This is a genomic window from Porphyromonas somerae DSM 23386 (genome assembly GCF_000372405.1).
Lineage (GTDB): Bacteria > Bacteroidota > Bacteroidia > Bacteroidales > Porphyromonadaceae > Porphyromonas_A > Porphyromonas_A somerae.
In genome coordinates, this window is the sequence record NZ_AQVC01000036.1 from 1 (window position 1) to 25,829 (window position 25,829).

General features: G+C 49.9%; 22 protein-coding genes. 5 read left to right on the top strand and 17 right to left on the bottom strand.

The features are described 5' to 3' along the window. Nucleotides 1-294: 294 nt before the first annotated feature. The 10 genes from A3GK_RS0107375 to tsaD all read right to left on the bottom strand — a co-directional run bounded on the left by A3GK_RS0107375 (nucleotide 295) and on the right by tsaD (nucleotide 13,819). A complete protein-coding gene (locus tag A3GK_RS0107375; protein WP_018028820.1) occupies nucleotides 295-1,083 on the bottom strand; it encodes a hypothetical protein in 789 nt (262 codons plus the stop codon). Between the two features lie 49 nt (nucleotides 1,084-1,132). Continuing rightward, nucleotides 1,133-1,609 (bottom strand): Lrp/AsnC family transcriptional regulator, encoded by a 477-nt coding sequence (locus A3GK_RS0107380; RefSeq protein WP_018028821.1) that lies wholly within the window; start codon nucleotides 1,607-1,609, stop codon nucleotides 1,133-1,135. 114 nt (nucleotides 1,610-1,723) lie between these two features. Next, nucleotides 1,724-3,010 (bottom strand): hypothetical protein, encoded by a 1,287-nt coding sequence (locus A3GK_RS0107385; RefSeq protein ID WP_018028822.1) that lies wholly within the window; start codon nucleotides 3,008-3,010, stop codon nucleotides 1,724-1,726. Between the two features lies 1 nt (nucleotide 3,011). Continuing rightward, on the bottom strand, nucleotides 3,012-4,460 hold the full coding sequence (locus A3GK_RS0107390) for a leucine-rich repeat protein (RefSeq protein WP_018028823.1): 1,449 nt from the start codon (nucleotides 4,458-4,460) through the stop codon (nucleotides 3,012-3,014). Nucleotides 4,461-4,543: 83 nt separating this feature from the next. After that, nucleotides 4,544-5,848 carry a leucine-rich repeat domain-containing protein gene (locus tag A3GK_RS0107395; RefSeq protein WP_026161788.1) on the bottom strand — a complete coding sequence of 435 codons (1,305 nt, stop codon included), beginning with the start codon at nucleotides 5,846-5,848 and terminating at the stop codon, nucleotides 4,544-4,546. Between the two features lie 532 nt (nucleotides 5,849-6,380). Further along, nucleotides 6,381-8,657: an NADP-dependent malic enzyme gene (locus tag A3GK_RS0107400; protein WP_018028826.1), complete on the bottom strand. Its 2,277-nt coding sequence runs from the start codon at nucleotides 8,655-8,657 to the stop codon at nucleotides 6,381-6,383. 26 nt (nucleotides 8,658-8,683) lie between these two features. Further along, nucleotides 8,684-10,735, bottom strand: a complete 2,052-nt coding sequence (locus A3GK_RS10645) for a mechanosensitive ion channel domain-containing protein (RefSeq protein WP_018028827.1) — start codon at nucleotides 10,733-10,735, stop codon at nucleotides 8,684-8,686. Between the two features lie 3 nt (nucleotides 10,736-10,738). Then, nucleotides 10,739-12,271 (bottom strand): RecQ family ATP-dependent DNA helicase, encoded by a 1,533-nt coding sequence (locus tag A3GK_RS0107410; protein WP_018028828.1) that lies wholly within the window; start codon nucleotides 12,269-12,271, stop codon nucleotides 10,739-10,741. 9 nt (nucleotides 12,272-12,280) lie between these two features. Next, nucleotides 12,281-12,766 carry a CinA family protein gene (locus tag A3GK_RS0107415; RefSeq protein WP_018028829.1) on the bottom strand — a complete coding sequence of 162 codons (486 nt, stop codon included), beginning with the start codon at nucleotides 12,764-12,766 and terminating at the stop codon, nucleotides 12,281-12,283. Nucleotides 12,767-12,769: 3 nt separating this feature from the next. Next, the gene (gene tsaD, locus A3GK_RS0107420) at nucleotides 12,770-13,819 is read right to left on the bottom strand and encodes a tRNA (adenosine(37)-N6)-threonylcarbamoyltransferase complex transferase subunit TsaD (protein ID WP_018028830.1); all 1,050 of its coding nucleotides are present in this window, start codon (nucleotides 13,817-13,819) and stop codon (nucleotides 12,770-12,772) included. A gap of 713 nt (nucleotides 13,820-14,532) precedes the next feature. On the opposite strand from tsaD, the gene A3GK_RS0107425 reads away from it, so the two are divergent. Next, nucleotides 14,533-15,150 carry a DUF4254 domain-containing protein gene (locus A3GK_RS0107425; protein ID WP_018028831.1) on the top strand — a complete coding sequence of 206 codons (618 nt, stop codon included), beginning with the start codon at nucleotides 14,533-14,535 and terminating at the stop codon, nucleotides 15,148-15,150. 73 nt (nucleotides 15,151-15,223) lie between these two features. On the opposite strand, the gene A3GK_RS0107430 is transcribed toward A3GK_RS0107425, so the two are convergent. After that, nucleotides 15,224-16,252, bottom strand: coding sequence for a L,D-transpeptidase (locus tag A3GK_RS0107430; RefSeq protein WP_018028832.1), 1,029 nt, complete (start codon nucleotides 16,250-16,252; stop codon nucleotides 15,224-15,226). A 178-nt stretch (nucleotides 16,253-16,430) separates the two neighbouring features. Between A3GK_RS0107430 and A3GK_RS0107435 the strand changes: the two genes are divergently transcribed. Both A3GK_RS0107435 and A3GK_RS0107440 read left to right on the top strand, forming a co-directional pair. Continuing rightward, nucleotides 16,431-17,522 (top strand): PCMD domain-containing protein, encoded by a 1,092-nt coding sequence (locus A3GK_RS0107435; protein ID WP_018028833.1) that lies wholly within the window; start codon nucleotides 16,431-16,433, stop codon nucleotides 17,520-17,522. Nucleotides 17,523-17,525: 3 nt separating this feature from the next. Next, nucleotides 17,526-18,302: a porin family protein gene (locus A3GK_RS0107440; RefSeq protein WP_026161791.1), complete on the top strand. Its 777-nt coding sequence runs from the start codon at nucleotides 17,526-17,528 to the stop codon at nucleotides 18,300-18,302. Nucleotides 18,303-18,469: 167 nt separating this feature from the next. On the opposite strand, the gene A3GK_RS0107445 is transcribed toward A3GK_RS0107440, so the two are convergent. From A3GK_RS0107445 to pfkA, 5 genes are all read right to left on the bottom strand, one after another. After that, complete coding sequence (locus A3GK_RS0107445; protein WP_018028835.1) at nucleotides 18,470-18,682, bottom strand: heavy-metal-associated domain-containing protein; 213 nt, start codon at nucleotides 18,680-18,682, stop codon at nucleotides 18,470-18,472. Then, the gene (locus tag A3GK_RS0107450) at nucleotides 18,675-18,944 is read right to left on the bottom strand and encodes a hypothetical protein (RefSeq protein WP_018028836.1); all 270 of its coding nucleotides are present in this window, start codon (nucleotides 18,942-18,944) and stop codon (nucleotides 18,675-18,677) included. Before A3GK_RS0107450 ends, A3GK_RS0107445 begins: the two co-directional genes overlap by 8 nt. Nucleotides 18,945-18,948: 4 nt before the next feature. After that, complete coding sequence (locus tag A3GK_RS0107455) at nucleotides 18,949-19,545, bottom strand: lipocalin family protein (RefSeq protein WP_018028837.1); 597 nt, start codon at nucleotides 19,543-19,545, stop codon at nucleotides 18,949-18,951. A gap of 78 nt (nucleotides 19,546-19,623) precedes the next feature. Continuing rightward, nucleotides 19,624-20,886, bottom strand: a complete 1,263-nt coding sequence (locus A3GK_RS0107460; RefSeq protein ID WP_018028838.1) for a Cof-type HAD-IIB family hydrolase — start codon at nucleotides 20,884-20,886, stop codon at nucleotides 19,624-19,626. Between the two features lie 13 nt (nucleotides 20,887-20,899). After that, the gene (pfkA, locus tag A3GK_RS0107465; RefSeq protein WP_018028839.1) at nucleotides 20,900-21,898 is read right to left on the bottom strand and encodes a 6-phosphofructokinase; all 999 of its coding nucleotides are present in this window, start codon (nucleotides 21,896-21,898) and stop codon (nucleotides 20,900-20,902) included. 596 nt (nucleotides 21,899-22,494) lie between these two features. Between pfkA and A3GK_RS0107470 the strand changes: the two genes are divergently transcribed. Together A3GK_RS0107470 and A3GK_RS0107475 are read left to right on the top strand one after the other, a co-directional pair. After that, on the top strand, nucleotides 22,495-23,985 hold the full coding sequence (locus A3GK_RS0107470) for an IMP dehydrogenase (RefSeq protein ID WP_018028840.1): 1,491 nt from the start codon (nucleotides 22,495-22,497) through the stop codon (nucleotides 23,983-23,985). 2 nt (nucleotides 23,986-23,987) lie between these two features. Then, the gene (locus tag A3GK_RS0107475) at nucleotides 23,988-24,554 is read left to right on the top strand and encodes a DUF2284 domain-containing protein (protein ID WP_018028841.1); all 567 of its coding nucleotides are present in this window, start codon (nucleotides 23,988-23,990) and stop codon (nucleotides 24,552-24,554) included. A gap of 155 nt (nucleotides 24,555-24,709) precedes the next feature. Here A3GK_RS0107475 and A3GK_RS0107480 read toward each other — a convergent pair whose 3' ends face one another. Then, a complete protein-coding gene (locus A3GK_RS0107480; RefSeq protein ID WP_018028842.1) occupies nucleotides 24,710-25,363 on the bottom strand; it encodes a hypothetical protein in 654 nt (217 codons plus the stop codon). Between the last annotated feature and the right edge of the window lie 466 nt (nucleotides 25,364-25,829).

Sequence of the window (25,829 nt, forward strand, 5' to 3'; positions counted from 1 at the left end):
TGGGGACTACGCAAACTTGGTGTCTGCAACGACTTAGCCAAGCTTACATCCTACTGCGGAGACCGCTACGAATGGGTGGTGAGACGTACATGCGTGGTACGAGCTATATCGAAAGATGTACTTGCCCGCAGAGGCCTTGTAAGTTGTTTGGACTACTATGCGATTAGACACTCTTTGAAAACGAATTAAACCGCCGTATGCCGAACGGCACGTACGGTGGTGTGAGAGGGAAGGAAACGAAAGTAGGTCAGAAAACTTTCGTTTCCCGACCTACTCGATTTGCTCTAGGGGGGATTAGTAAAGGTCGAGCATCATTTTCACTTCGTTCTCATAATTGGGCACCCTTACCTTGTGGTATCTAGAGAAAGAGGGGCTCAGGATTACTAGGTACATATCGCTCACCTCGATGCCGTAGTTGCGTTTGAGTATCTCAGCGTAGAGGTTTTGCTGGAGTGCAGCGTGGATAAATGGGGTGTCATCGAGGTGGCTTATCACGCCATGCCCTTTTTGCCGGAAGTTACTCCGATTGGGCTGAAAGTGTCCGTCTACTTCACGCCCCATGCGTCGGCTCCGTTTCCAATCGTACATTGTATAGGATCCATCCATCTCCTGTACCAATAGGTCGAGTGTACCTGCCAACCAATGCTTATCATCATAGATCATCCACTCGGTGCGGAAGGGGTCTAAGCGGTGGTCACGGACAAATTGATTGAAGTACTCCATCTCCTTTTCAATGCTATAGGCTCGCCCTATACCGCCCTCTTCAGGTGCTAAGTCCATACTACTCTCGGGGATCTCGCCCAAGATGCTTTGCTCTATCTGAGTATGCAGAAAGGTGCCCAAGTTGCGTGCGACATAACCTTTACTATCCTGCTCCTGCTTTTTTTGCTCCTTCTGTAGTTCGGTAAGCTTATCATCGCGATTAATCCAGAAGTAAGGGTCATAGGGGTCGAAAAAGGAGGCAATGAACGAGGTGACCGATGTGAGAGGCTCAATCCTCCCGATATGTGTGTAGGTGTGACTATCTGCATCAAACCGGAGATCTCCATCTCTCTCAAATGCATTTCTTTGATTGTAATTCATATCCTTATTTCTCCTTTATACCTGTTCTCTATGCTCTGCCTAGAGTGGGTTATTCGTCCTCTTCGTTGCTTTCTTTCACTACAAATGGGCGCTGTAGACTTTGCTTGAGTGAGATAAGTGTCTCGGTAGAGACCACTCCCTCAATCTGCTGAAGCTGGTCATTGAGGATGTGCATCAGGTGGTCATTATCTCTTGCGTATAGCTTAATGAGCATAGTGTACGGCCCTGTGGTGTAGTGTATCTCTACCACCTCCGAGATCTGCTCCACTTGCTTCACTACCGTGTTGTAGAGTGATCCTCTTTCTAACACGATTCCTACGTACGTGAGGGTCTTGTATCCGAGCGCGTTGTAATTGATGCAGCTTCGTGACCCCTGTAGGATACCGCTACCAATAAGTCTCTGGATACGCTGGTGTATGGCTGCTCTGGATAGATCACACGCCTCTGCAATATCCATATAGGGTCTGCGTGCATCTTCAGAGAGCATGTTGATAATCTTGATATCAATCTCGTCTATCTTCTTCATACCGGTATTATTAAAATGTACGTGCTTGCTAGTGAATTGGACAAAGTGTTTCAGTTCTTCCGACAAAGATAACAAAAAACAAGTCAATTCACAGCACCCAACCGATCTTGTTTGTTAAGGAAGCTGTCGATAGTGATAGATAGAGCTGATGTTGTAGGTACGATGTAGATGATAGAGAGCTAGTGACTTCACTGGTAGCGTCTCCTCTTTGCCCAACATCGGTAGCTGATACATCTTGGTCCGATTCTCTACTGCCGGTCCGGTCCTCCCTTGATCCAACCACGAAAGATAGAGCTTCCGCGTATAGGGGTCTGCACCGATCGTGAGGAAGTAGCCTTGGCGACTATCATACTCGGTACGGCTACCAATCCTAAAATAGAGCTCCGCCTCGGGGGATTGCTCAGAGGAGTTATCTAGCTTCAGTGGGATGCGGTATAAGCTACGCATCTTTGCATCGGAGCCTGTGACAGTAGTGAAGTAGAGGTACCCTTCCTTTGTATCATAGTAGCTCCCTCGACCAATCGATGGGGAGGTCCAAAAGGTAGCAACCACCTTCGACTCCTTGAGGGAGAAAAGGAAGTTCCGCCCATCATTATCGGTAAGCACACGGTAGTCTCCAGCAGCGTTATCGGCTCTGATACCTCCTTTCGAAGCGATTGGTATCGACTTTGCCTTTTCGGATCCATTGCTAAATAGGTAGATATTAGGGTCGTCTCTCAAGACGATGTACGCCTTATCTTCGTATGAAAAAGCAGACCGCAAATAGTTAGAGGAAAGCCCCTGAAGGGGAATCATCTCCTCACTATCAACTCTATTGAGGTAACGGTGTCGACGGGAGTTTATGGCAAAGTAGGTGTTGCCAGCATTGGTGGTACAAGAGCCAGTGACCCATTCGTTGAACTCCTTTGAAGGGAGGATGATAGGGATACTCTTCACCAGGCTAAGGTCGCTCCGTCGGAGGATGGTGAGCCGTGAGGTATGTGGTCCATACTTTCCCTCGGTAAAATCGTACTTTGTCATCAGTGCAAAGTATTTAGACGAGGCGGAGAGATCCATCTCGCAACAGACAGCCAGTGCTGGTACCTCCTTGATCAGCTCCTGATAAATATCACGATCAAGTAGCTTCCCATCGCGGTCTAACAATCGCAAACTAGGGAGCTCCGATACGCCATCAGGGATATTAACGATGATCGAGGAGAGCCCTGCCTCACAGAGGAGCATATACCCCTCGTACCCTGTCAGTGGGCGGGTGGGCTGATCCTCCTTGGGCTTTGGCGTAGGCTTCTCTGGCTCCTCCTGAGGGTTGGGCTTAGGAGGCAAAGGGCTTGGAGCTTCCCCGGTGCCACATGCGACAGCGAGAAAGCTCCAAGCTATTAAACTTAGTAATGTATTCCGAGGCATATTATTTCTTTGCTTCTACCACAAAGATACCCTTATGCCACTTATTACCTACACCTCCGTAGGCCTCCACTGCATCTGCAGGCACTACTAGTCGTGGGTTTTTGCCCTTCAGGTCATCGCTAAAGCCTTGTGGCGTAACCGTTGGAGGGGTCTTACCCAATTCGAGTAGCTTAATATTCACTTGGTAGCCGAATCCATTGTCATCGATCTTCGTGACACTTGGTAGAATGACGGTGGTCAACTGTCCATCCCACCTTGCATTGAAGGCATCCACAGGCACCTCTTTGAGTAATGGGAAGTTGATCTCCTTGAGGCTTGATGCCTTCTTAAAGGCACCTACGCCAATCTCCTCTAGGAGTGGAGCTTCAAACTTCACTAGAGCGCTAAAGCCTTCGAGACCACTTCGGCCAATCTTCTTGAGCTTAGGGAAAATAGCAGTAGTAGTCTGTCTGGCACCATACATTCCCTTCTCTTGAATCTCCACAACACCTGTGCCGATGATCTCCTTGATACGAGGTCTATTATTAAAGGCGTTGATCTTTATCACTGTCACGTAAGGTGGAAGTTCTAGCTTCTCTACAGAGACAGAACCAGAGATCTTTGTCAGTACATTCCCCTCAATTGTAATTCCCTCAGGTAGTGGATAAACATCCTTGCCATTAATGGTAGAGAATTGGTAGGTCTTGGCAAACTCAATGTATTCATCGGCTTTCTCCTCTGGAACGATGAGCGCCTTGCTCATAGGCGTGTCAGCAAAGGCATCCTCTGCCACCTCTGGGATCGTTGCCCCTAGCTCTACCTCTACAAGCTCCGTAGCTCCCTTGAAGGCGCCAGCCTCTATCTTAGTGATAGATGGTGCGTGCACTTTCTTTAGCACCTCTTGCGAAGCAAATACCTCCTTGCCAATCGTGGTAGCTGTCTCTGGAAGGGTGATCTCCTCCTGAAGCAGATAGGCGGGGTAAAGGGTCAAGATGCCCTCAGCAACTGTTATTTGTGGAATCTTTACCCCATTGATTGAGATAAAGTGGTGGGTATGAGCTAGGAGATAGTATTGCTCCTCCTTACCTTCGGGTACAAATAGCTCTTTCTCCTCGCTTGTCTCGGCAAACGCATCTTCAGCAATCACGGGGATAGCCTCTCCAATGGTGAGCTTTAGAAGTCCCGAGCCGGCAAATGCCTTTGGCCCAATCTTCTGCAGGCGCTTACCTGTGATTTCTTTAAGTCCCTTATACCCGGCAAAGACTTCCGCATCCACTTCAGTGATGCGCTTCAGATCTACGATGCCGCTCTTTGGTAGCTCGTTTTCTGGATATACTTTTAAGATACTGTAGGTGTTTTCTACCTCTATTTTACTCTCCTTGTACTTAGGAGTTTGGTCATCGCCAAAGCAAGAAGTGAGACCCAACATCAGTCCCAGTGAAAGGGATGTTGTAAGGATGATCTTTTTCATTTTGTCTATTGGATATTGTAATGATGATTATTGAATAATGGCTGTTGCACGAGGTTGATTGCCTCCGTGCAACAGCCATTATTTTACTTTAGATTGTCAAAGCCGTAGCCCTCCTGCTGAGGAAGTAGGTGCTTTAGTGTCTTTGGAAAGGCAAGGTATGCCTCTGCTACAAGGCCAGTAAGGCGGTTGCCCGAAACTACATAGATAGTGTAGTCGCCACCCTTCTTCTGCACCCTCTCTGGGAGCTGCCCCGAAAGGTTGTTGTTGCTAAGATCTACCCAGAAAAGCTCTGGTTGCTCTGCACCTGCTAGCCCGCTAGGGATAGTTCCCGATAGTCGGTTGCTGCCAAGGTATAGAGTGTGTAGATTGCGAAGCTTGGTGAGGCTTGTTGGAATTTCTCCAGTGAGCTCATTACGCTCTAGGCTTAGCTGTAGTAGATTCTCGAGCTGACCAAGTGAGCTTGGAATCTCTCCTGATAGGCGGTTGTTGCTCATCCAAAGCTCCTTAAGGCTGGTGAGTTGGCCGATGCTAGCAGGGATATTGCCAGTAAAGTGGTTGTCACCAAGTGATAGATACTCAAGCTGACCAAGCGAACCAAGACTCTCAGGAAGTACCCCACTAAAGTTACAGCCATAGAGAGCTAGGTACTTAAGGTTGGCAAGGTCGCCGACACTGCTAGGTAGCTCGCCACTCAGGTTTTGGTGAGAGAGGTCCAACACTGTAAGTGACTTAAGGGCACCTATGGTCTTAGGTAGCTCACCAGTAAGTCGATAGTTATTAGGCTTGTGATCCTTGGCACTCTCCATATTGCCGTCCCATGTGCAAGTAAGCTCGTATGGGCTAGTGCGTAGGTCGAGGGTATCTAGCTGTGAGAGTTGTCCAATCTTATCAGAAAGGAGACCTGTCAGCGAGGTGTACCCAAGACGCAATGAGCGGAGCGACTGTAGGTCGTAGATGCCATCAGTGATCTCCCCTTTGATCCCACTATTATATTGTAGGTGGAGGGCTTTGAGGGCGGTGAGCTTGCCGATGCTTTGTGGAAGCTCGCCTTGAAGGTTGTTAGCTCCTAAGTAGAGAGCTACCACACGTGGTTGCCCCGCTACCTCTGCTACAGAGACACCTTCCCACTCAGCTACTGGAATCTCAGATAGCCAGCCACTGCTCTTAAACCACTCCTCACCACCAAGGGCTTGGTATAGGTCAATAAGTGCTAGGCGGTCACTCTCAAGAGAACCGATAATAGTAGCGTCGTTGGCCACAAGAGTGGTATTGCTGCTGTTAAGTGCCACAGGAGCATCAAGTGCACTGTTCTTGCAAGAAGAAAGACCTCCGATTAAGAGGATGGCTAATGATGCAAGAATCATTGGTGCAAGTTTTTTAGTATTCATACGTTTATAGTTATTAAATGGATAATTACCGTTTGGGATGAGAGTTTGCTTCATTTGGGGAAGCCCCCTCATCACTGCGTGCAAAGATACTATTTTCCTCCTACTTATCCAAGTAATTATACGGCTTCAATCCTGGGTTACGCATTAGAAAGATCTTATCATGAATGACCTCCCCCTCGTGGAAGGTCAGACGGATCATAGCCCCTAGTCGAGGCTCGTAGAGCCGATGACTAGGGGACCAAAAACCCGAACCACCCCTACCATTCGACCCCTTGTGGGTCGGACAACACATTCTAGGATTAATCTGATGCGGTTGTCCGACCCGCAAGGGGTCCTGGGATAGGGGGGATGACGTTGATCCCCCGGTCGTTCGGGGGCCTAGCCCCCTCCGACTCGGGGGCTAGGATCCGTCGGACCTCTGCCGAGGTCCTTATTCATAGACACTCCGCTAAAAACCATACGGCGTGAACTTTCTAATGCGTAACCCCTGACCTCCATAATTGTGGAGGTGGCTTTCGTATCGAGTTTGCTTTTAGATGAGGCAGTTATTGGTGTCGAGGGAGGCCATTGCTGTGATATTGACGATGTCCTTGACCCCGGCGTCGTGGTCGGCAAAGTAGATCGGCTTGGCGAGCCCGATCTGGATTGGTCCAATCACGTCCTCTGCGATATCTAGGTGCTTGAGTAGCTGATAGCAAGCGTTGGCAGCGGAGAGGCGAGGGAATATCAGTACATTGGCAGGCTCGCCTTTGATGCTGTTATTGGGGTAGAGCTGGTCACGCCGCTGGAAGTTGAGTGCGGTCTGTAGCTGCATCTCTCCATCCACCTTGATGTGTGGGTGCTCCTTATGAAGGATCTCTACCGCCTTGCGCGCCTCCACGGACGATTCGGCATCGGTGCTACCGAAGTCGGAGAAGCTCACCATAGCAATCACTGGCTTGATGCCGAAGCAACGCACCTTTTCAGCCGCTAGAAGAGCAATGTCCACGAGGGTCTCTGCCTTGAGGTTTTGATTGATCAGCGTATCGGCGAGGAAGAGCGGTCCACTCTTCATCATCACTAGGTGCATCGTGGCAAAGTGCTGATGACCAGGTGCGATTCCCACGGTGTCGCGGGCGACGTTGGCGAGGTAACCGTAGTTGGAGTAGAGCCCTGTGATGAGGCTATCGGCATCACCACACTGCACCATCATCATACCGAAGTAGTTGGGGCCAAACATCTTGTCTTTCGCCTCACTGAGGTTGCCGCCCTTACGCCAGTTTTGCTCGGTGTAGCGTAGGGCATACTCTTCGCGCTTCTCCTTCCATTCGTCGCTATGCTGATTGATGATCTGAATGGTAGAGAGGTCGAGGTCATGCTCTTTGGCAATCTGCTGAATCACCACAGGATCGCCCAGTACAATGGGTCGGGCAATCTTGAGATGTGCTGCCTCTGTTGCTGCACGGAGTACCAATGGATTCTCCCCAGCGGCGTAGATCATCCGCTTTGGTGCCTTTTGTGCCGATTCGTGGATACGTCTCAATAGGTGACTCATGCCACCTGTGCGTGTGGCAAGTTCCTGCTCATACGCCTCCCAGTCGGTGATCTCCTTACGGGCTACTCCTGTGCGGATCGCTGCTTTGGCTACCGCCATAGAGACGCGAGTAATCAGACGAGGGTCCACTGGCTTAGGGATGAAATAATCGGGACCGAAGTGAAGAGGCATGTGCCCGTATGCACTGGAGACCTCATCGGGCACTGGCTCCTGGGCGAGGTCGGCAATAGCAATGGTGGCCGCCAACTTCATCTCCTCATTGATCGCCGTCGCTCTCACGTCGAGGGCACCACGGAAGATGTAGGGGAAGCCGATGACATTATTGATCTGATTAGGATAATCGGACCGACCGGTAGCCATCAGCACGTCGGGGCGTGCCTCCTTAGCCTCCTCATAGGTGATCTCGGGCTCGGGATTGGCAAGAGCAAAGACCACAGGGTTGGGTGCCATAGAGCGTACCATCTCCTGAGTGAGCAGACGTGGTTGGGAAAGGCCGAGGAATAGGTCGGCTCCCTTGATTGCGTCGGCTAGGGTGTAGATCCCCTCTCGGTCGGTGGCAAAGAAAGCTTTACGCTCATCGAGGTTGGGGCGATCTTTGCGGATCACTCCCTTGGAGTCGATCATCACGATATTCTCTAGCTTGGCACCAAGTGCGAGATACATCTTGGTACAAGACTGTGCCGATGCCCCTGCACCGCTCACCACGATTCGGGCCTCCTCTATCTTTTTCCCAGCTATCTTGAGGGCATTGAGCATACCAGCAGCTGAGATGATGGCGGTGCCGTGCTGGTCGTCGTGCATCACAGGGATATCCAGTGACTTCTTTAGCTCCTCCTCAATCTCGAAGCACTCGGGTGCCTTGATATCCTCTAGGTTGATGCCTCCAAAGGTTGGGGCGAGGGAGCGAACCACCTCTATGAACTTCTTGGGGTCCTTTTCATCCACCTCTAGGTCAAAGACATCAATGCCGGCATAGATCTTGAAGAGCAGTCCCTTGCCCTCCATCACCGGCTTTCCGGCCATTGCCCCGATATCTCCTAGCCCGAGCACGGCGGTGCCATTGGAGATGACCGCCACCAGATTTCCCTTGGCAGTGTAGTCGTAGGCACGCTCTGGGTCGGCCTCAATATCTTTACAAGGAACCGCTACCCCTGGGCTGTAGGCAAGGGTGAGATCCTGCTGCGTATTGTGCGACTTCGTTGGCCGCACCTCAATCTTGCCAGGCTGTGGGAGTGCGTGATACTCCCTTGCTGCGGCTTCTAGTTTCTTATCCATATTCGTCTTTATTTGGTGGGTTGTACTTACTTCTTATCCTTATTATTGTCGTCAGAGGTCTCGGTAGGCTTATCTTCCTGCTCCTTCTGTAGTCCCTCTTTCTCCAGTTTCTTTTGTTCCTCTGCTTGGAGCTCCTTCTCTCGTTGCTTCTCGGCCTTTTTCACCGCTTGCTTTTCGTGCCACTCCGCTGCCTCCTCTTGCCGCTTCGCCTTCTCCGCACCTTTCGGGTGCTGAGACTTGTACTCTGGCGGAATAGTTCGCTCCGTGCCATCACGAGTTGCCATATAGTGTGGTGAGAGTAGCTCAAGGTCGCGCTCCCTGCAGACATCCTGTATATGCCCCCGAATCTCTGAGTAAATGGTGGCTTGTGCATTGGCCTCTGTGGTATAACCATTGACAAGGTAGACCACATAATTATCATTAAAGCCGGCTTGTAGTACAAAGGGCTTGGGAGCTTTGAGGATGCGGTCGCAGCGACCGATTGCCTCTAGCATCGCCTCCTCTACCTCTTGCCAGGCAATTTCAAAGCCAAAGGTTACCTCGGTAGAGAGAATAAGCCCCTTGCTCTCTGCTAGCGAACTATAATTGATGGTGGCAGCGGTGAGGATCTTAGAATTGGGTATGGTGATCTCCTCATTCGTTACCGTCCGCAGTCGTGTCACCAACATATTTTTCTCCAATACATCGCCCGTCACATCCTCTATCTTGATCCTATCGCCCACTCTGAAAGGTCGCATATAGGTGATCACAATCCCGGCAATCATATTGGCAATCGCACTAGAGGAGCCGAAGGAGACCAACACGCCGACAAAGACCGAGATGCCATTGAAGGCGGGTGAGCCAGACCCTGGCAGATAGGGGAATATCAATATAAGGAAAAAGGCAATCAGTAGGATGCGGATAATGGTGTAGGTGGGCTTGGCAAACTCTGGGTGGAACCCTGGAATCCGCAACTTGGCGAGCTCTATCTCGGTAAAGAAATACTTCGCTAGCTTGCTCAGCAGCCGCATCACAAGGTAGATGACGATGATAAAGAAGAGGTTGGGCAGGTAATTCCACACCGCCATACCGAGGTCGCGAACTGGTGTGAGGAGGGTATGCGAAAGCTTACTCGACCAATCCCTAGAGAAGGGGAAGAGGTTGAAGATAATTGGTACCGCTACAATGATTGCCGCTACAATTAATACTATTCTTAGGAAGTTGATTACATACTCTAGGAGTCGCACTTCCTGGACTTTGGAGATGATGGTGTAGTCTTTGTACCGCCAGTCCTTAAGCCACTTATCTCGATTGACCTCTACCATTAACTTGAGCCAACGTATCACCCTTTTGATGATGCGGATTAGCGCCACCGTACCAAAGATGTAGAGTACTAAGAGCCCGAGGCGCTTCAGCAGTCGGGAGGTGCTAAACTCATCATTAGCCCTATGGAGAGCTTCTGTAAGTGCCGTGCTGTACTCCTCTGCAAGTGCTTGGATAGTGGTGTCGTGCCAAAAGGCTTCATTTTGCGTGACCGTCATCAAGATGCGATCTTCGTAGCTAATATCGGCATAGTCGTGGTCGTAGGTGACGGTGAGTGTATCCTCGGATCCAAAACCATACTCATAGAGGGAGTGCAGCCGCTCTTGGATATTCTTGGCTCTGTAGGCGGGGCCGTACGACCCTACCCGTATGTAGAGGGTAAAGAGGGTATCCTTTACCAGTCCCACTACAGGGTAGCCCACGGCATGTTGTCTCAATGAATCAAGCCGAGCACTCTTATCCTTTTCGTATTTTGATTGGTTCTCCTCTAGTAATCCCAGCTGACGCTCTATTGCTAGTCTTTTGATCTCATCAGAAGTCTTGAGGTTAGCCAACTGCTGTTCGAGGTTGATCTTCTGTAGGGAGTCCACCTTTCGGAGCGAATCAAGCGTGGTTACCTGTTGCTTTAGGCTGAGGAGTAACTGGTCATTGACTGTTTCTTTGGCAGCAATGCTATCCATCGCCACATCTAGTGTGGTCGGCTCTTGTGCCGAAAGGGAGAGAAGTCCTCCGCATAGGAACCCCCACCATAGCATGATCATCAATCTTCTATTCATATCTTATCGTCTCTTTGGTAGTGGGCGAAAAGGTTGTAGCGCCAATGTAGTCTTGCCAAAAAGTACCTCCTCACCGCTGGCCGTCACTTGCAACTTACCCCCATCGGCATAATCTATCTTCATGAGCCCCAGCATTATCATCTGATAGATATACTCCCGCCACGCTAGTGCCGAGAGGTCGCGTCCTACGCCATAAGTAGGGAGTGTGTGGTAGCCCATCGTGAGGAGCAACCGCTTTTGGGAGCCCCTCAAAATATCTATCAGCATCTCCACCCCCACCTGAGCACCCGTACGCACCACTGCGCTCATCGCCTTCTGTGCGATCACCGTGCCATCCATAGTCTGTCGCTTTGGCATCAGACAGACATCGCACTTGCCACAATGATCCTCTGCCTCGGCACCGAAATAGCTGAGCAATACCTTTCTCCGGCAGATATTGCCCTCACAATACCGCTTCATGTACTCCATCTTGGAGCGGTTGAGGTCTTGCATCGGCGTATCTTGTATCATCCTTTGTAGCACAAAGATATCGGCATAGGAGTAGAAAAGGAGGGCATCGGCCCTTTTGCCATCACGCCCCGCCCTACCTATCTCCTGGTAGTAGCTCTCAATATTCTTGGGCATATTGTAGTGGATCACCCACCGCACATCGGGCTTATCGATGCCCATGCCAAAGGCCACAGTGGCGCAGACAATATCCACTTGCCCCATCAGGAAAAGGCGATGTACCATATCCCGCTCCCCCGCTCCCATCTGAGCGTGGTAGTAGAGGGCTTTGAACCCCTTATCATTGAGGTACCTCGAGAGCATCTCCGTATCATCTCGCTTGGTGCAGTAGATGATGCCCGAAGCGTGTGCCTCTCGCCCCTCAATAAACATCAAGATCTCCCGTAGCTTCTCCTGCTTCTTCAGTCCCCGACGGATTTCTAGGTAGATATTGGGGCGGTCGAAGTCGCCAATCGTCACGATCGGCTCTCTGAGATGTAGCTGTAGGAGGATATCCTTTTGCGTCGCTGGATCGGCTGTGGCGGTGAGGGCGATGATAGGGGTCTCGGGGAATAGCTCTTTCATTACCCCCAGCTGGGCATACTCCGGACGGAAGTCGTGCCCCCACTGACTGATGCAGTGTGCCTCGTCCACTGCTACCAGAGAAATCTTGGCCTGCTTCACCAGGGACATACCACTGGCACTCATCAAGGTCTCGGGACTCATATAGAGCAACTTCAGCTGCCCTCGGGCAAGTGCCATAGAGACGCTATTGCGGTACTCCTGCGTCACGCTACTATTGATGGTGGCGGCTGCAATGCCCCGCTCTTGGAGTGCCAATACTTGGTCCTTCATCAAGGCAATCAATGGGGAGATGACTAGTGCACACCCCCCCATCATCATCGCTGGTAATTGGTAGCAGAGCGACTTGCCACCCCCTGTGGGGAGTACCACCAATTGGTCGAAGCCCTGAATCACATTCCCCACCACCTCCTCTTGGTGTGCTCGGAAATGGTCGTAACCAAAATATCGTTTGAGTGCCGCCTCCATTTAGCCTCCCTATAGCTTTGTACGTAATACCTCCTTCAGAAGTTGCAGTGCCTCTTCTGCTACCGCATTGATATTTTGCTCTCGACCACGGTTCATAGCTTGAAAAAAGAAAGCTGCCCTCCGTTCGCCCGAGGCACAAGCGATCCAGGCACCACAAGGGAGCATCCCTTCGCTACTCGAGGGACCACACACCCCCGTGGTGGAAAGAGCAAAGTCGGCGCCGAAGCGATCCGCTGCCGCCCGAGCCATAGCTATCGCACACCGCTCGCTAACCAGTCCGTCGGTGAGCTCCTCCTCTGGTACCCCCAAAACATGGATCTTCGCCTCACGGGTGTAGGCAACCACCCCTCCGCGGTACCACTCCGAGGCCCCTGCCACCTGGGTGAGGAGCGAAGCGATCCGCCCACCAGTGCAGCTCTCGGCCGTGGCTAGCGTGGCACCTCGTTCCTTCAGAAGCTCTGCCACCTCCTTGTAAAGTCGCTCTACCTGTCCCATCACTCAGATGACTACTTTGGAGAAGGGGGCATCGGCCATACTGCTGCTTGCCCCACTGGCAAATCGGTAGGCTCCTGCCATCGCCACCATCGCCGCATTGTCTGTGGTGTAGGCGAATGGCGGAATAAAAGCACGGCTACCACTTCGCTCGCCATAAGCCACCATCGCATCACGCAGAGCGGAATTAGCAGAAACACCTCCTGCCACCGCTACCTCCTTGATTCCTAGATCCTTGGCGGCACGAGAGAGCTTTTTCATCAATATCTCCACAATTGTCCGCTGAAGCGAGGCACAGAGGTCGGCCTTATTGTTTTCCACAAAGTGCGGATCCTTCGCCAGTTCGTCACGGAGCTTGTAGAGGAAGGAGGTCTTGAGCCCGCTAAAGCTATAGTCGTAGCCGGCTATCTGTGGCTCGGCAAAGGTGAAGGCAAAGGGGTCGCCCTCGTTACCCAATTTATTGATCACAGGGCCACCAGGGTAGCCGAGTCCCATCACCTTGGCACACTTGTCAAACGCCTCGCCCGCAGCATCGTCGATCGTCTTGCCGATGATCTCCATATCAAGGGGAGAGCGAACCAACACAATCTGCGAATTGCCACCCGATACCAGTAGGCAAAGGAAAGGAAAGTGGGGCACCTCACGCTCCACCTCTCCCTCTTGGATAAAGTGGGCCAGGACATGCGCCTGCAGATGGTTCACATCTACCATGGGTATCTTGAGCCCTTCCGACAATCCCTTGGCAAAGGAGGTGCCCACCAACAGGCTCCCCAGCAAACCAGGGCCACGGGTGTAGGCGATCAGATCGAGATCCTCCGCCCTCAGCTCCGCCCGCCGAAGCGCCTCACTCACCACCGGCACCACATTCCGAAGGTGGGCACGGCTCGCCAGTTCGGGCACCACACCCCCATACGCCTCATGTACCTTTTGGCTCGCAATCACATTGCTCAGTAGCCGATTACCCCTCAGTACCGCCGCACTCGTATCGTCGCACGAGCTCTCGATGCCCAATACCACCAACTCCCCATTTATCTCGTAATTTCCTTCCATACTCATTATATATGTAGATACCTCCACAAAGATAACAATTTCACTACCCAATCACAACCCTCCGCCTCCAGAGGTGACGCATTGGAAGTTTAGTCAATAGATGTTAGATTTGATTGAATATACTCTCTATAAGGACATAAGAGCACCCTGGCGGGTGCTTTTTTGGGAACCATCTCGGAGAGGTCCTGAACCATAGACACTCCACTGAAAACCATTCGATAAGACCTTTTTAATGCGTAACCCCTAGGGTATCTAAGGTGAGGAGATTGTTACACGGTGTTCATTATTAACATCCACGGACAAATCCATACCACAAATAAGGGGGCAGATGCTTTTCGTACAACAGCCTAAAAAAAACAACAGCTAAGTGGTCAAAAGTTTAGTTGCAACAAAGCAAATGCTTAGTTGCAACTCGGCATTTGCTTTGTTGCAACTCGCTGATCGCTTAGTTGCAACTCAGTTTTCGACTTTATATGTTGCTGAATATCAGTTTGTTAAAAATGGGCTTTTGAGCCAATACTTTCTCCTATTTTATAGGGGTTATTAACTTATGAATATACTCCTAATGCGTCACCCCTGTGGGAGTTGGCTAGTGCGTAGTGTGTGGGGTGAGGGTAAGGGATAGTTGTTATATAGCATAAGGGGAATTGGGGTGAGGTGGTGGTATTATCTGTATCTTTACGGTGCGATTATAGTATTAACCACTGGAGGCATAGGAAATGCAAAATTATAAGGACTTCTGTAGGAGGGCGATATCGGTCTTTAATCAGGCGATTGAGGAGTATCATGTGAGGGATAATGTGGATGCAAAGGTCAATAACCCTTACCCCTTTAAGTCGATTGAATACTATCTATACCTTAAGTGCTGGGTGGATACGATCCAGTGGCACTTGGAGGATATCATACGTAATCCAAATATCGACCCTGAGGAGGCGCTTAAGATCAAGCGTCGGATGGATCGATGCAATCAAGACCGTACCGACTTGGTGGAGCTGATTGATAGCTATTTCCTTGACCTTTTCTCGGGGGTGAAGGTACTGCCGGAGGCGACGATCAATACGGAGAGTCCGGGTTGGGCTATTGACCGCCTGAGTATCTTGCAGCTTAAGATCTACCACATGAGGGTGGAGACGGAGCGTGCTGGCATCTCGGAGGAGCAGCGTATCACGGTGCGTGCTAAGCTCTCGGTATTGCTACAGCAGAATGACGACCTTTCCCAGGCTATTACTACCCTCTTGGAGGACATGGCGGAGGGGCGGAAGTATATGAAGGTCTACAAGCAGATGAAAATGTACAATGACCCAACGCTCAATCCGATCCTCTATTCTCAAAACTAATTCATCAGTAAATACAAACAAAGTGGCACCATCGCTTATGCGACGGTGCCACTTATTGTTGTATGAGGTGAAATTACTCTATTACGATGATGAGGGAGCGGTCGGTAGGTGCCCAGTCGTAGATAAACTTGGAGTGACTGGTGGCGTTGCGGACACACATGTGGGAGCGTGGGGTGGTGCCGAGTGACCAACTGTATTCCGAGGGCTTGGCATTGCGTCCGTTGGCGGGCACCCCATGGATATAAGCACCGTTGGTAAACCTATTCGCCCAAGGGGCATAGCCGGCTATCTCCGAGCTACCATCGTGTGTGTAAAACATCTTGGCTTTCTTTTGCTGGAGTAGGAATATCCCGAGTGGGGTCTCCATCTGGTAGGGAGGTTGCTTCTTACCTGTGGTGGCGGGGTTGGTGCTTCTTATCAGCCACTTGCCTCGCTCTTGACGCTCCACCGTCGCAATGTTTTGGTCGCCTCGATCCACAAAGATAACGTGCTCAAATTGTACCTCTCCCTCCAACTTCCTCAGATATCGCTTAGGGATCCAATAACTGCCCATGGAGCCTTTGAGCGGAGTGATTTGGTAGTAGCTTCCAATTGAATCAATCAGGTGAGTGAGCCAGCCATCTCGGCCATAGATAATCGGTTGGGTAGTGTCATTGGGTAGGTAGAGTGGGGCAGATTGGTATCGCTCTACCCCGAGCGTATCGGATACTCTACGGTACTCATTGCGTCGGTAATTCTGCACCGTTGGTGCTTCTCCGTGACCATTGCGGTAATTCTCTATCACCGCCCACTGACCGATTTCCTCAGCCAGATTCTCCACGTAAGCCAGTTTGGCTCTAAACTGATCTAGCTTAATGCTCCTCACAGTATCTTTATAATCGTAGGTGGGGGCGAGGTAATACTCCTCAAAAAGTAGCTCTTCCCGCAGCTCTATATCCTCGCTAGTGAGTGTGTCGGGCTCTTGGGCTACCGCCTCTTCAATTGCTATCGCAGCTTCTATAGGCAAGGGCTTCGCTTGCTCCTCGCCTTTGCTCTTAGTTTGGCAGGCTATGAGTAGTAGGGCTGCTAGCAGGGTACCTACTAGGTATCTCCATTTATTCATATTATTATTATTATTCTATCAAGTTGCTTATCTCTCTAATTCTAGGCAAATATAATCAATTAACCCATTTCGCCTAGCCCGCAACCCAGTTTTGAAGTGAATCGAAGATGGATAATTGATAGATATTGATTACATTTGCGTCGTTTTCTGAATAAAACTAATAGGCTGAACAATGAAAATGAATAAGAAAATTAATGGGATTGTCCTGAGCCTTTTCCTTGCCATAGGGCTCTCGCTCTCAGGCTGTATCAAGCCAGAGGCACCTAATGCCGAAGCAGATATTGAGAAGTGCATCATGGGGCAAGACCTACTCTTTAGAGATATTCATATCACCAATAACACGGTTGAGATCACGGTCAATAGCTGGGTGGACGTGTCAAAGTTGGCACCAGTATTTGTTATTACCGATAAAGCGACCATTGCCCCTGAGAATGGCTCTATTAGAGATTTTACCAAACCACAAATCTATCGGGTAACCTCTGAAGATGGTAAGTGGAGCAAAGATTACACAGTTACTGTCAAGAAGCCTTCAATTCTTGAACAACCTATTTGGACCTATAGCTTTGAGGGGTACGAGACTGATCCATATCCTATTCTACAGGAGCTAGATGAAAAGGGAAATGTTACTCTTGAATGGGCAAGTGGCAATTATGCTGTATTCTTAATGAGTGGGAAAGACTTCTACGTTACTCAAGACCCTGAGGGATACAAGGGAAATGCCGCCAAGCTACAGACCAAAAGCACCGGTTTCTTTGGCAGAATCGCCAAAAAACCTATTGCGGCTGGAAGCGTCTTTATGGGGGCTATGGATACTAAGATAATGGCCTCTAAACCTCTTGAGGCAACTCACTTTGGAGTGCCATTCCTGCAGGAGCCTCATCTCTTTGAAGGTTATTACAAGTACACCCCAGGCGAGAAAGTAATTAATTCTGCAAGTAAGGTGGTGGAGGGTAAGGTGGATAACTTCAGTCTTTACGCTGTATTCTTCGAGACCACCAATGAGATTCAGTGGCTTGATGGCACAAATGTACAGGATAGCCCTCAGCTGATATCTGTGGCAAAAGTGACCGAGCGAAAGGTGAGTGATAAGTGGGTGAAGTTTGAAGTGCCCTTTGAGATGCAGGAGGGCAAATCGATTGATCCCGTGAAGCTAAAGGCTGGTAAATATAGCTTGGCGATCGTAGCCTCATCGAGCGAAAATGGTGCTCACTTTGAGGGTGCTGTGGGCAGTACCTTGTGGATTGATGAACTGCAAATTTTCTGTAAGTAACTTATGAGACGTATTATATATGCTGCGATAGTAATCGCACTTGGAGCTACTATGCTCTCTGCTCAAAGCAATAAAGATGGCTTCATCCGGACTAAAGATGGCTTTGAATTTGAGCTAAAAGCGGCCATCAACTTTATCGGAGGGGCTGCCCCAATGGATATCCCTCAGGAGGTCCGTTCGATTGACTCGTACAATCCTACTTTCGGAGGCTCCTTTGAGGGAGTGGCAACGAAGTGGTTTGGCGATTCTTATGGAGTGCCTGAGTGGGGTATCTCTGCAGGATTAAAGCTGGAGAATCGAGGAATGAAGACACAAGTGACCACTAAGAGCTTCCACACCTCCGTGACGATGGACAATGCTGGAGTAGAGGGCTACTGGACCGGTGAAGTGGTGATGGAGTATAGCTCTAACCTGCTCAGCTTGCCTCTGCAAGCTCACTATCGCTTCAATCGCAATTGGAAAGTGCGTGGGGGGCTCTACCTCGGTTATCAGATCGATGGAAAGTTTAGCGGAATGGTTCAGAACGGCTATCTCCGTGATGGCACACCAGTAGGGGAGAAGCTGATTATGGAGCAACCATCGCTCTATGACTTCTCAAGCAATATGCAGAGGTGGCAGTGGGGCGGTGTGCTCGGCTTTTCGTGGCGTGCCTATCGGCACTTCCACATCAATGCCGACCTCAATTGGGGCTTCTCTCAAGTCTTTAAGCGAAACTTTACCGCTATCAACTACGCGATGTATCCTATTTACCTACAAGCTGGCTTTGGCTACCAATTCTAGCCACCCTCAATAGTATGCTAATAAAAAAGGACCCCCGCAAGGAGGTCCTTTTTTTATTGCCACAATCCATAGTATCCGACCCGTCCGACTCGTCTGACTTGTCCGACCTGTCCGATAGAGCCACCTCAAAAATATAGAGGTGCCCTCTTTAGATTGTTGAAGTGGGATCAGAGCTGCAGGCCAAAGCCCACGCTCTCCACTATCTTCTTGATGCTGTTAGGCGTGATGGTTGCTTCATCGTACTGTACCTCTACAGTGCCAGTCTCGTGGTTGGCCTTTACCGATTTAATTCCTCGCGACACCCTTAGTGCCTCCTCAATCTGCTGAGCACAATGCCCGCACTTCATTCCTCTTACCTCAAAAGTCTTAGTCTCAATCATCTTTTATCTCCTCATATTCTACATACTCCCCGCCTTCAAGGTCCAGCGAGGCATTATCTATCATCTCTACACTCGAGGGGGCATCGTCCGTCCGTCTTCGTACCCGCTCCCGACGAGCTCTCTCCTCCTCGGCACTCTTCTGTGCCTCTTTATAGTGCTTCTTCAGCTTATAGACAGAGAGGAGTGCTCGCCGATATTTGATAGCAAATATCACTATCAATATCAGCGGTAAAAGTAATATGAACTGAAGCAAGTCGCTCATCGTATTACTCCTCTAGCTCCATTGAGTGATCCACCCAGATAAGGTTGTTCACCCTCACACCTACATTCATCGCCTCCGTCACAAAGCGAGCACGCACCTCCTCAGGTAGCTCCTTCGTGCGTGAGAGGATCCAGCACTGCTTGGTATTGCGACCCACCACTAGGGCATACTCATAATCCCCCTCAATGGCGATCACATTGTAGCCCGAGAAGATTGGGCCAAAGTAGCTTATTTCCAAAGCTGCCGTATTAGGGTCACCGACAAACTGTGCTACCGCCTCAGAGCGTACCCACTGCTCCTTTTTGTAGTTGTAGCCAGAGTTGATCATCTGTACCCTGCCATCCTCCATCACGTTGTACTCAGCCGTGACATCGCTCAGGTTTCGCTCCCAGCGGTTATCCAGTCGAGCCACCTCGTACCACTTCCCTAGGTATTGCTCTAGGTCAAAAGGAGTGACAGGCTCAGCATTCTTAGGGATCGAGTGTTTCCGACGGTAAAAGGCCGTGAATACTGTAGTCGCAGCAGCACCTGCAAGTGCAATCAAGCCACCTTTGATCAGATTAGCTACTAGCTGGTCATTTGATTTCTTCCTCTCAAACATATCTTTTTCTCTTTAATATGGTCCTTTATTATCTATACAACAAGCATAGGTAAGCCAAAGTTGCCTAGCCTGTCGCTTTTACCTTTTATTTAGAATACTATTGACTACCCTTATGCTACTGATCAGCTTCCCTCTTCCTGAAAGGATGTCAATATTCCATACATGAGAGCTTCGCCCTCGGTGGATGATCTTTCCCACCGCTGTGACCGTGTCTCCCACGTGTGCCGAACTGATGTGATTGCCACTCACCTGCATCCCCACCTGTATCTCATTTTCCTGAAGAAGTAAGAGCGAACCATACCCTGCTGCCGTCTCTGCAAGTGCTAGCGTTGCGCCACCGTGCAGAATGCCCATAGGTTGCTGCGTACGTCCATCCACCGGCATGGTACACTCCACATACCCCTCCTCAAGTCGGGTGCAACGTATCCCAAGCGTCCCCATCAAGGTATTGCCCTCCATCATCTGATTGAGGAGCTCTACGCTGAGGTCCCCCACATTATCGGGCTTAGGCTGTAGGATAAATTTATTCAGTAGGTGGCTAATACCATCACTATTGTTGCTCGTTGTCACATAGTCGGCAGAGCGCTTTACCGCCTCCGTCGCATTGGCCATCGCCACGCCTAGTCCTGCCACCTGTATCATCCCAAGGTCGTTGTAGCTATCACCCACCGCGATCAATTCGCTTCTGTCAATGCCCAACTCCTCAAGAAGAAACTCAATGGTCGACCCTTTGTCTACCCCGCGAGGCACCACATCGAGGAAGTGCTCATTGGTGAGGAAAAAGTTGAGTTGTTCGCCATAGTAAGCCTCCATCTCCTCCTTAATCTGGTAGAGGGCATGGGTGTTGTCGCTCGTGATGGCTAGTTTCAGAGGGTCACTTATAAGTCCCTCAAGTAGATGAGGCACCCCCCTGATCGGCATACCACCATCCACCCGTTGCTCCTCTAGTACGTAGTGGTCGTCGGGTGTTTCACTCACAATCATCTGCTGTTCATAGCTAAAGATGGTGAGTTCTGGACGTTTCTTCACCTCCTCATAGAGGTGAGGCAGTAACTTCTTGGGGATAGCACGACGAGCCAAAATCTTCCCATCACCCAAGGAGGTGAGCTTACCCCCATTGTACGAAAGGATATAGCCACCATAGTGATCCAGTCGCAGCGTTTTGGCTATCGCGCGGCAACCAAAGGTAGGGCGACCACTTGCCAGTACCACCTTCACGCCTAGCTCTTGGATCGCCATCACCGAACTGATCGTACTGGGCAGAAGTCGCTTTTGGTCATCTACCAAGGTGCCATCAAGATCCAGTGCCACCAACTTATAGGGGATCTCTCTTTGTGTCATAGTTACGTGGTCTTTAGAGTGAAAGCATCGCAAGAGCCTGGACCATTGCGGGGTCTACTGACTTGTCATCCTTGATGGCACGGCTAAATGGCACGTGGACTAGCTCGTCATTGACAATCCCGATCATCACATTACGCTGACCATCGAGGAGTGCCTCCACCGCTGCCACGCCCATACGGCTTGCCATAATACGGTCTTCGGCACAGGGGCTACCACCTCGTTGCATATGCCCGAGGATAGAGACCCGCACATCGTACTCTGGGTGGCTCTCCTGAAGGCGTTTCGCCACTCCCATAGCTCCGCCTGTCAACTCGCTCTCGGCAACCAGTACGATACTACTATTCTTACTCTTACGGAAGCCATTGGCAATCATCTGCGTGATCTGCTCCTCCGCCTCGTGCACCTCGGGGATAATCGCCACCTCTGCACCCGAGGCAATCGCCCCATTGAGTGCCAAGAAGCCAGCATCACGCCCCATCACTTCCACCACAAAGAGGCGGTCGTGTGAGGAAGCGGTATCACGAATCTTATCCACTGCGTCCATAATGGTATTGAGGGCTGTGGCGTAGCCAATGGTGCGGTCGGTACCGCAAAGGTCATTGTCAATAGTGCCAGGGAGCCCCACAATTGGGAAGTTGAACTCCGCTGCAAAGAGCCTTGCCGCCGTCAGTGTGCCATCTCCGCCAATCACCACTAACGCATCGATGCCCGCCCTACGCATATTATCATAGGCGAGAGCACGCCCCTCAGGCGTCTTAAATTCATCGCAGCGTGCGGTCTTCAGTATCGTGCCACCACGCTGAATGATATTGCTCACATTCTCCGTGTGAAAGTCTACAATCTCATTATTCATCAGCCCTTTATAGCCACGATAGATACCTTTCACCTCCAGTCCCTTGTAGATAGCAGTACGTGTGACTGCCCGAATGGCAGGATTCATCCCTGGTGCATCACCGCCCGAAGTCAATATGCCAATGCACTTCAATTCGTATCCTTCAAACATATCTTCCATAACAATCTTCAATCCCTAATCAAAATAATCAATCTCCCAAACCCCTCTCAACAAAGATACAAAAAAGCCATATAACCCGATAACCCCTGCCCGCCACCACACGATTCCATCTGTCACCTAATATGCTGGTGGCGGAGATCGGGAGGAGGCTGTTGCATGGAGTCCGACTCGTCTGATTTGTCTGACCTGTCCGACTTGTCTGAAAAGGCACCGCCTAAAACCTCCATGCTAGTAGGGCAAAAGTTGAGATGCAACTAAGCAATCGGCGAGTTGCAACAAAGCATTTGCTGAGTTGCATCTCGCCGATTGCTTAGTTGCATCTCGGTAGGCGCATTTGTATAGTCTTGATTTACAGCTAGTTGTAAAGGTGGTTTTAGTGACCCTATTTGAGCCATTTTCCCCACCTTGTTTAGCAGGTTGGGACGACGATAAGTGGCCTTGTCTTCTTGCCCTTTTGACTAATACTAGCTAAGCATATTAGATCATTATACTTCTTATGTGACTCGTCCGCATCTTTCAGCAATAATTTGAACGAGATATACGGAAAAAATAGTAACTTTGCGTGCAAGTTGTACCTAATAAAAATAGAAGGAAGTATGGCAAAAGTACTCAATCAAGTTTCTCATACCTTTGGAGAATATCTACTTATACCAGGGTTAACCACTGAGCAGTGCACCCCTGAGAATATCAACTTGCGGACTCCACTCGTGAAGTTTCGTCGTGGCGAGGAGCCAAAAATCCAACTCAACATTCCTTTTGTGAGTGCCATCATGCAGTCGGTATCTAATGATACCCTTGCGATTGAGCTGGCACGCAATGGTGGTCTCTCCTTTATCTTTGGTTCGCAGTCCATTGAGAGTCAGGCGGAAATGGTGCGTAAGGTGAAGAAGTTTAAGGCTGGTTTTGTTACTAGCGACTCTAATCTGACCCCCGACCAGACGCTCCAGGATGTGCTCAACCTGACACATCGCACGGGGCACTCTACCATTGCAATTACAGAGGATGGCACACCTAATGGCAAGCTTTTAGGTATGGTCACTAGCCGTGATTATAGACTGAGTACTACGCCAAGGGAGACGAAGATCGCTTCCTTCATGACCCCCTTCTCAAAGTTGACCATAGGGCGCCTTGGAATTACCCTTTCGGAGGCGAATGATATTATCTGGGAGCATAAGCTCAATACCCTTCCTATTATAGATGAGAAGCAAAACCTGCAGTTCTTTGTCTTCCGTAAGGATTATGATAGCCATAGGGAAAACCCTAGTGAACTCTCCGATAAGGTCAATAAGCAACTACTTGTAGGGGCGGGCATCAACACCCGTGACTATAAGGAGCGTGTGCCTGCACTCGTGGAGGCTGGGGTGGATGTGATCTGTATCGATAGCTCGGATGGCTACTCGGTTTGGCAGAAGCAGACTCTTCAGTGGGTGAAGGAGCACTATCCTGAGCTCCCTATCGGTGCGGGTAATGTGGTGGAGCGAGATGGTTTCCGCTATCTAGTGGAGGCGGGTGCCGACTTTGTGAAGGTGGGCATTGGTGGCGGCTCTATCTGTATTACTCGTGAGCAAAAGGGTATTGGACGTGGTCAGGCGTCGGCTGTGATGGATATCGCCGAGGCACGTGATGAGTACTTTGAGGAGACTGGGGTCTATATCCCTATCTGCTCCGATGGTGGTATCGTGCACGATTATCATATGACTTTGGCAATTGCTATGGGTGCCGACTTCCTGATGATGGGACGCTACTTTGCTCGATTCGATGAGAGCCCTACAAAGAAGCTCAAGGTCAATAATAACTATGTGAAGGAGTATTGGGGCGAGGGCTCTAATAGAGCAAAAAACTGGCAACGCTACGATAGCGGTAGTGAGACTGAGGGCATGAAGTTTGAAGAGGGCGTGGATAGCTATGTGCCTTATGCCGGTAAGATGAAGGACAACCTGATGCTCACGCTCGGTAAGATGAAGGCTACTATGTGTAGTTGTGGTGCGGTGGATATTAAGACCTTGCAGCACAATAGTAAGGTGACCCTCGTCTCTTCCACTTCAATTGTGGAGGGTGGTGCTCACGATGTGATTCTGAAGGAGTAAGGATGAGCGACTTCGCACATATTATTAAGCATACAGCTACGATATCGCTTCTGGAATACCAGGAGCGATATCAGCATATAGATAAGTTCTTGGGCTATTGCAAGCTGTGTCGCAATTATGGTCAGCAGTGGGTATGCCCGCCTTTTGATTTCGATGTCAATGAATTCCTTAAGCCGTACCACACGGTGGATATCATCGGCTATCAAGTAGTGTTGACCTCTGAGATGGCAGCGACTGTATATCCCAATCCCGAAGCACGCAATGAAGTGGTGGAGGAGATCATGCAGTGGGCAAGAGCTCAGATTGATCCTGAGATGTTGGCATTGGAGGCTGCTCACCCTGGGAGTAGGGCATGCTATCCGGGGAGTTGCAAGCTGTGCTCTAAGGGCGCTTGCACGCGTCTAATTGACAAGCCTTGTATTCATCCAGATAAAGCTAGAAACTCATTGGAGAACTTTGGGTTTGACCTCGGAGCCACCGCCTCGGATCTATTGGGGATCCCGATGCTATGGAGCCAAGGGAATAACCTCGCCCCCTACTATACTCTGGTTGCTGGTCTCCTTCGCTAACGCTGGCTTTTTCTAGGGGGTACCTAATCTCGAACAAGTCGGACACCCAATGAGCCGACGGCGGAGAGCGAGTGACCGACTCGTCCGACTTGTCTGACCTGTCCGACTTGTCCGAAAATGCGCCCCAAAACTCTGATCCTATATATAATGTGTATCTACCCCCTGAGTAGGTAAAGCATCACCCCCTCTTCGCGACCGGTGATACTCTCTATGCCGTCCGTCATAAAGTCATAATTGATGCGGATGTTGCCAAACTGTGAAAGCCGTTCAGTGCGGAAGTCGTAATCAATCCGGTACTGCCCGATGCGCTCCACCTTATTATTGTGGAAGTGGTATTCAATTTGATAACTCCCCACTTTCTCCAATTGGCCAGTTCGCCAGTCATACTTAAATTCATAGGGTCCCAATTTTCGGATCCTCCTTTCATTCCCAATGTCGTACTGTATAGTCCAATTGTAGGGAACCCTCTCTATTCCGTTGCGAAGAGAGTAGGCGACAAAGCCATGCTCGTCATAAATATAAAAGTCCTCCAGTGCTCCGTCGTTGATGATAAAGTAGAGGCGGCCATCGATCATTGCACCGAACCGCTTTCCAGTAGCACCTGCATCTATATTTACTTGGGTATCGCCGCGACCCCAGCTGTAGTCATCATTGCCATTGTTCCCATAATCATATCGCCAAGTGCCATCAGGGTAGAGCAATACCACCTGCCCACCTTGTGTGATTGCCCTCATCTGTGCCGCTCCACTTGTGGCTATTGCCCCTATCAATAAGAGAAAAAGCAGCGTCCGTCTCCATTCCTTACTCATACCTTATTACTCTTTTATGAATATATATAGGACAAATGTACTGAAATAATCGCTAGCTTCCTTATTGGCTCGATGACTTCCTCAGGGGTTACCCATTAGAAAGAACTCGCTTCTCATGCTCAACTTATACTCTTCAAAGGAAATGATAGATCCTAAGGACCTCTGCCGAGGTCCTTTCTCATTGTCACTCTGATGAATTCCACTCGGTAAGGCCTTCCTAATGCGTAACCCCCTGATGACTTCCTAAAATAATTGGAAAATATTTCCTGCTCATAATCAGCGTATTACTCTCTTTTATGCGATTTTCTTGACGGATATATTTGGTGGAATGGGAAATTGTTTCTATCTTTGCAACCGCAAACGAGAAATGAGACCTCTTAGTAGCCCAGTGGGGTGGTAGCAGAGGTCTATTTTTAGCCCCAAGGTTTTGGGTGTTGGAGATTAAGTTTCTTGGAGATTAGGTGCT

Excerpts from the sequence above, each read along its gene's own strand:
- A3GK_RS0107385 (WP_018028822.1), bottom strand. The coding sequence starts at position 3,010 with ATGCCTCGGAATACATTACTAAGTTTAATAGCTTGGAGCTTTCTCGCT.
- A3GK_RS0107390 (WP_018028823.1), bottom strand. The coding sequence starts at position 4,460 with ATGAAAAAGATCATCCTTACAACATCCCTTTCACTGGGACTGATGTTG.
- A3GK_RS0107400 (WP_018028826.1), bottom strand. The coding sequence starts at position 8,657 with ATGGATAAGAAACTAGAAGCCGCAGCAAGGGAGTATCACGCACTCCCA.
- pfkA (WP_018028839.1), bottom strand. The coding sequence starts at position 21,898 with ATGGAAGATATGTTTGAAGGATACGAATTGAAGTGCATTGGCATATTG.
- A3GK_RS0107475 (WP_018028841.1), top strand. The coding sequence starts at position 23,988 with ATGAGCGACTTCGCACATATTATTAAGCATACAGCTACGATATCGCTT.
- tsaD (WP_018028830.1), bottom strand. The coding sequence starts at position 13,819 with ATGAGTATGGAAGGAAATTACGAGATAAATGGGGAGTTGGTGGTATTG.
- A3GK_RS0107425 (WP_018028831.1), top strand. The coding sequence starts at position 14,533 with ATGCAAAATTATAAGGACTTCTGTAGGAGGGCGATATCGGTCTTTAAT.
- A3GK_RS0107375 (WP_018028820.1), bottom strand. The coding sequence starts at position 1,083 with ATGAATTACAATCAAAGAAATGCATTTGAGAGAGATGGAGATCTCCGG.
- A3GK_RS0107435 (WP_018028833.1), top strand. The coding sequence starts at position 16,431 with ATGAATAAGAAAATTAATGGGATTGTCCTGAGCCTTTTCCTTGCCATA.
- A3GK_RS0107415 (WP_018028829.1), bottom strand. The coding sequence starts at position 12,766 with ATGGGACAGGTAGAGCGACTTTACAAGGAGGTGGCAGAGCTTCTGAAG.
- A3GK_RS0107480 (WP_018028842.1), bottom strand. The coding sequence starts at position 25,363 with ATGAGTAAGGAATGGAGACGGACGCTGCTTTTTCTCTTATTGATAGGG.
- A3GK_RS0107410 (WP_018028828.1), bottom strand. The coding sequence starts at position 12,271 with ATGGAGGCGGCACTCAAACGATATTTTGGTTACGACCATTTCCGAGCA.
- A3GK_RS0107380 (WP_018028821.1), bottom strand. The coding sequence starts at position 1,609 with ATGAAGAAGATAGACGAGATTGATATCAAGATTATCAACATGCTCTCT.
- A3GK_RS0107440 (WP_026161791.1), top strand. The coding sequence starts at position 17,526 with ATGAGACGTATTATATATGCTGCGATAGTAATCGCACTTGGAGCTACT.
- A3GK_RS10645 (WP_018028827.1), bottom strand. The coding sequence starts at position 10,735 with ATGAATAGAAGATTGATGATCATGCTATGGTGGGGGTTCCTATGCGGA.
- A3GK_RS0107470 (WP_018028840.1), top strand. The coding sequence starts at position 22,495 with ATGGCAAAAGTACTCAATCAAGTTTCTCATACCTTTGGAGAATATCTA.
- A3GK_RS0107460 (WP_018028838.1), bottom strand. The coding sequence starts at position 20,886 with ATGACACAAAGAGAGATCCCCTATAAGTTGGTGGCACTGGATCTTGAT.
- A3GK_RS0107395 (WP_026161788.1), bottom strand. The coding sequence starts at position 5,848 with ATGAATACTAAAAAACTTGCACCAATGATTCTTGCATCATTAGCCATC.
- A3GK_RS0107455 (WP_018028837.1), bottom strand. The coding sequence starts at position 19,545 with ATGTTTGAGAGGAAGAAATCAAATGACCAGCTAGTAGCTAATCTGATC.
- A3GK_RS0107450 (WP_018028836.1), bottom strand. The coding sequence starts at position 18,944 with ATGAGCGACTTGCTTCAGTTCATATTACTTTTACCGCTGATATTGATA.
- A3GK_RS0107445 (WP_018028835.1), bottom strand. The coding sequence starts at position 18,682 with ATGATTGAGACTAAGACTTTTGAGGTAAGAGGAATGAAGTGCGGGCAT.
- A3GK_RS0107430 (WP_018028832.1), bottom strand. The coding sequence starts at position 16,252 with ATGAATAAATGGAGATACCTAGTAGGTACCCTGCTAGCAGCCCTACTA.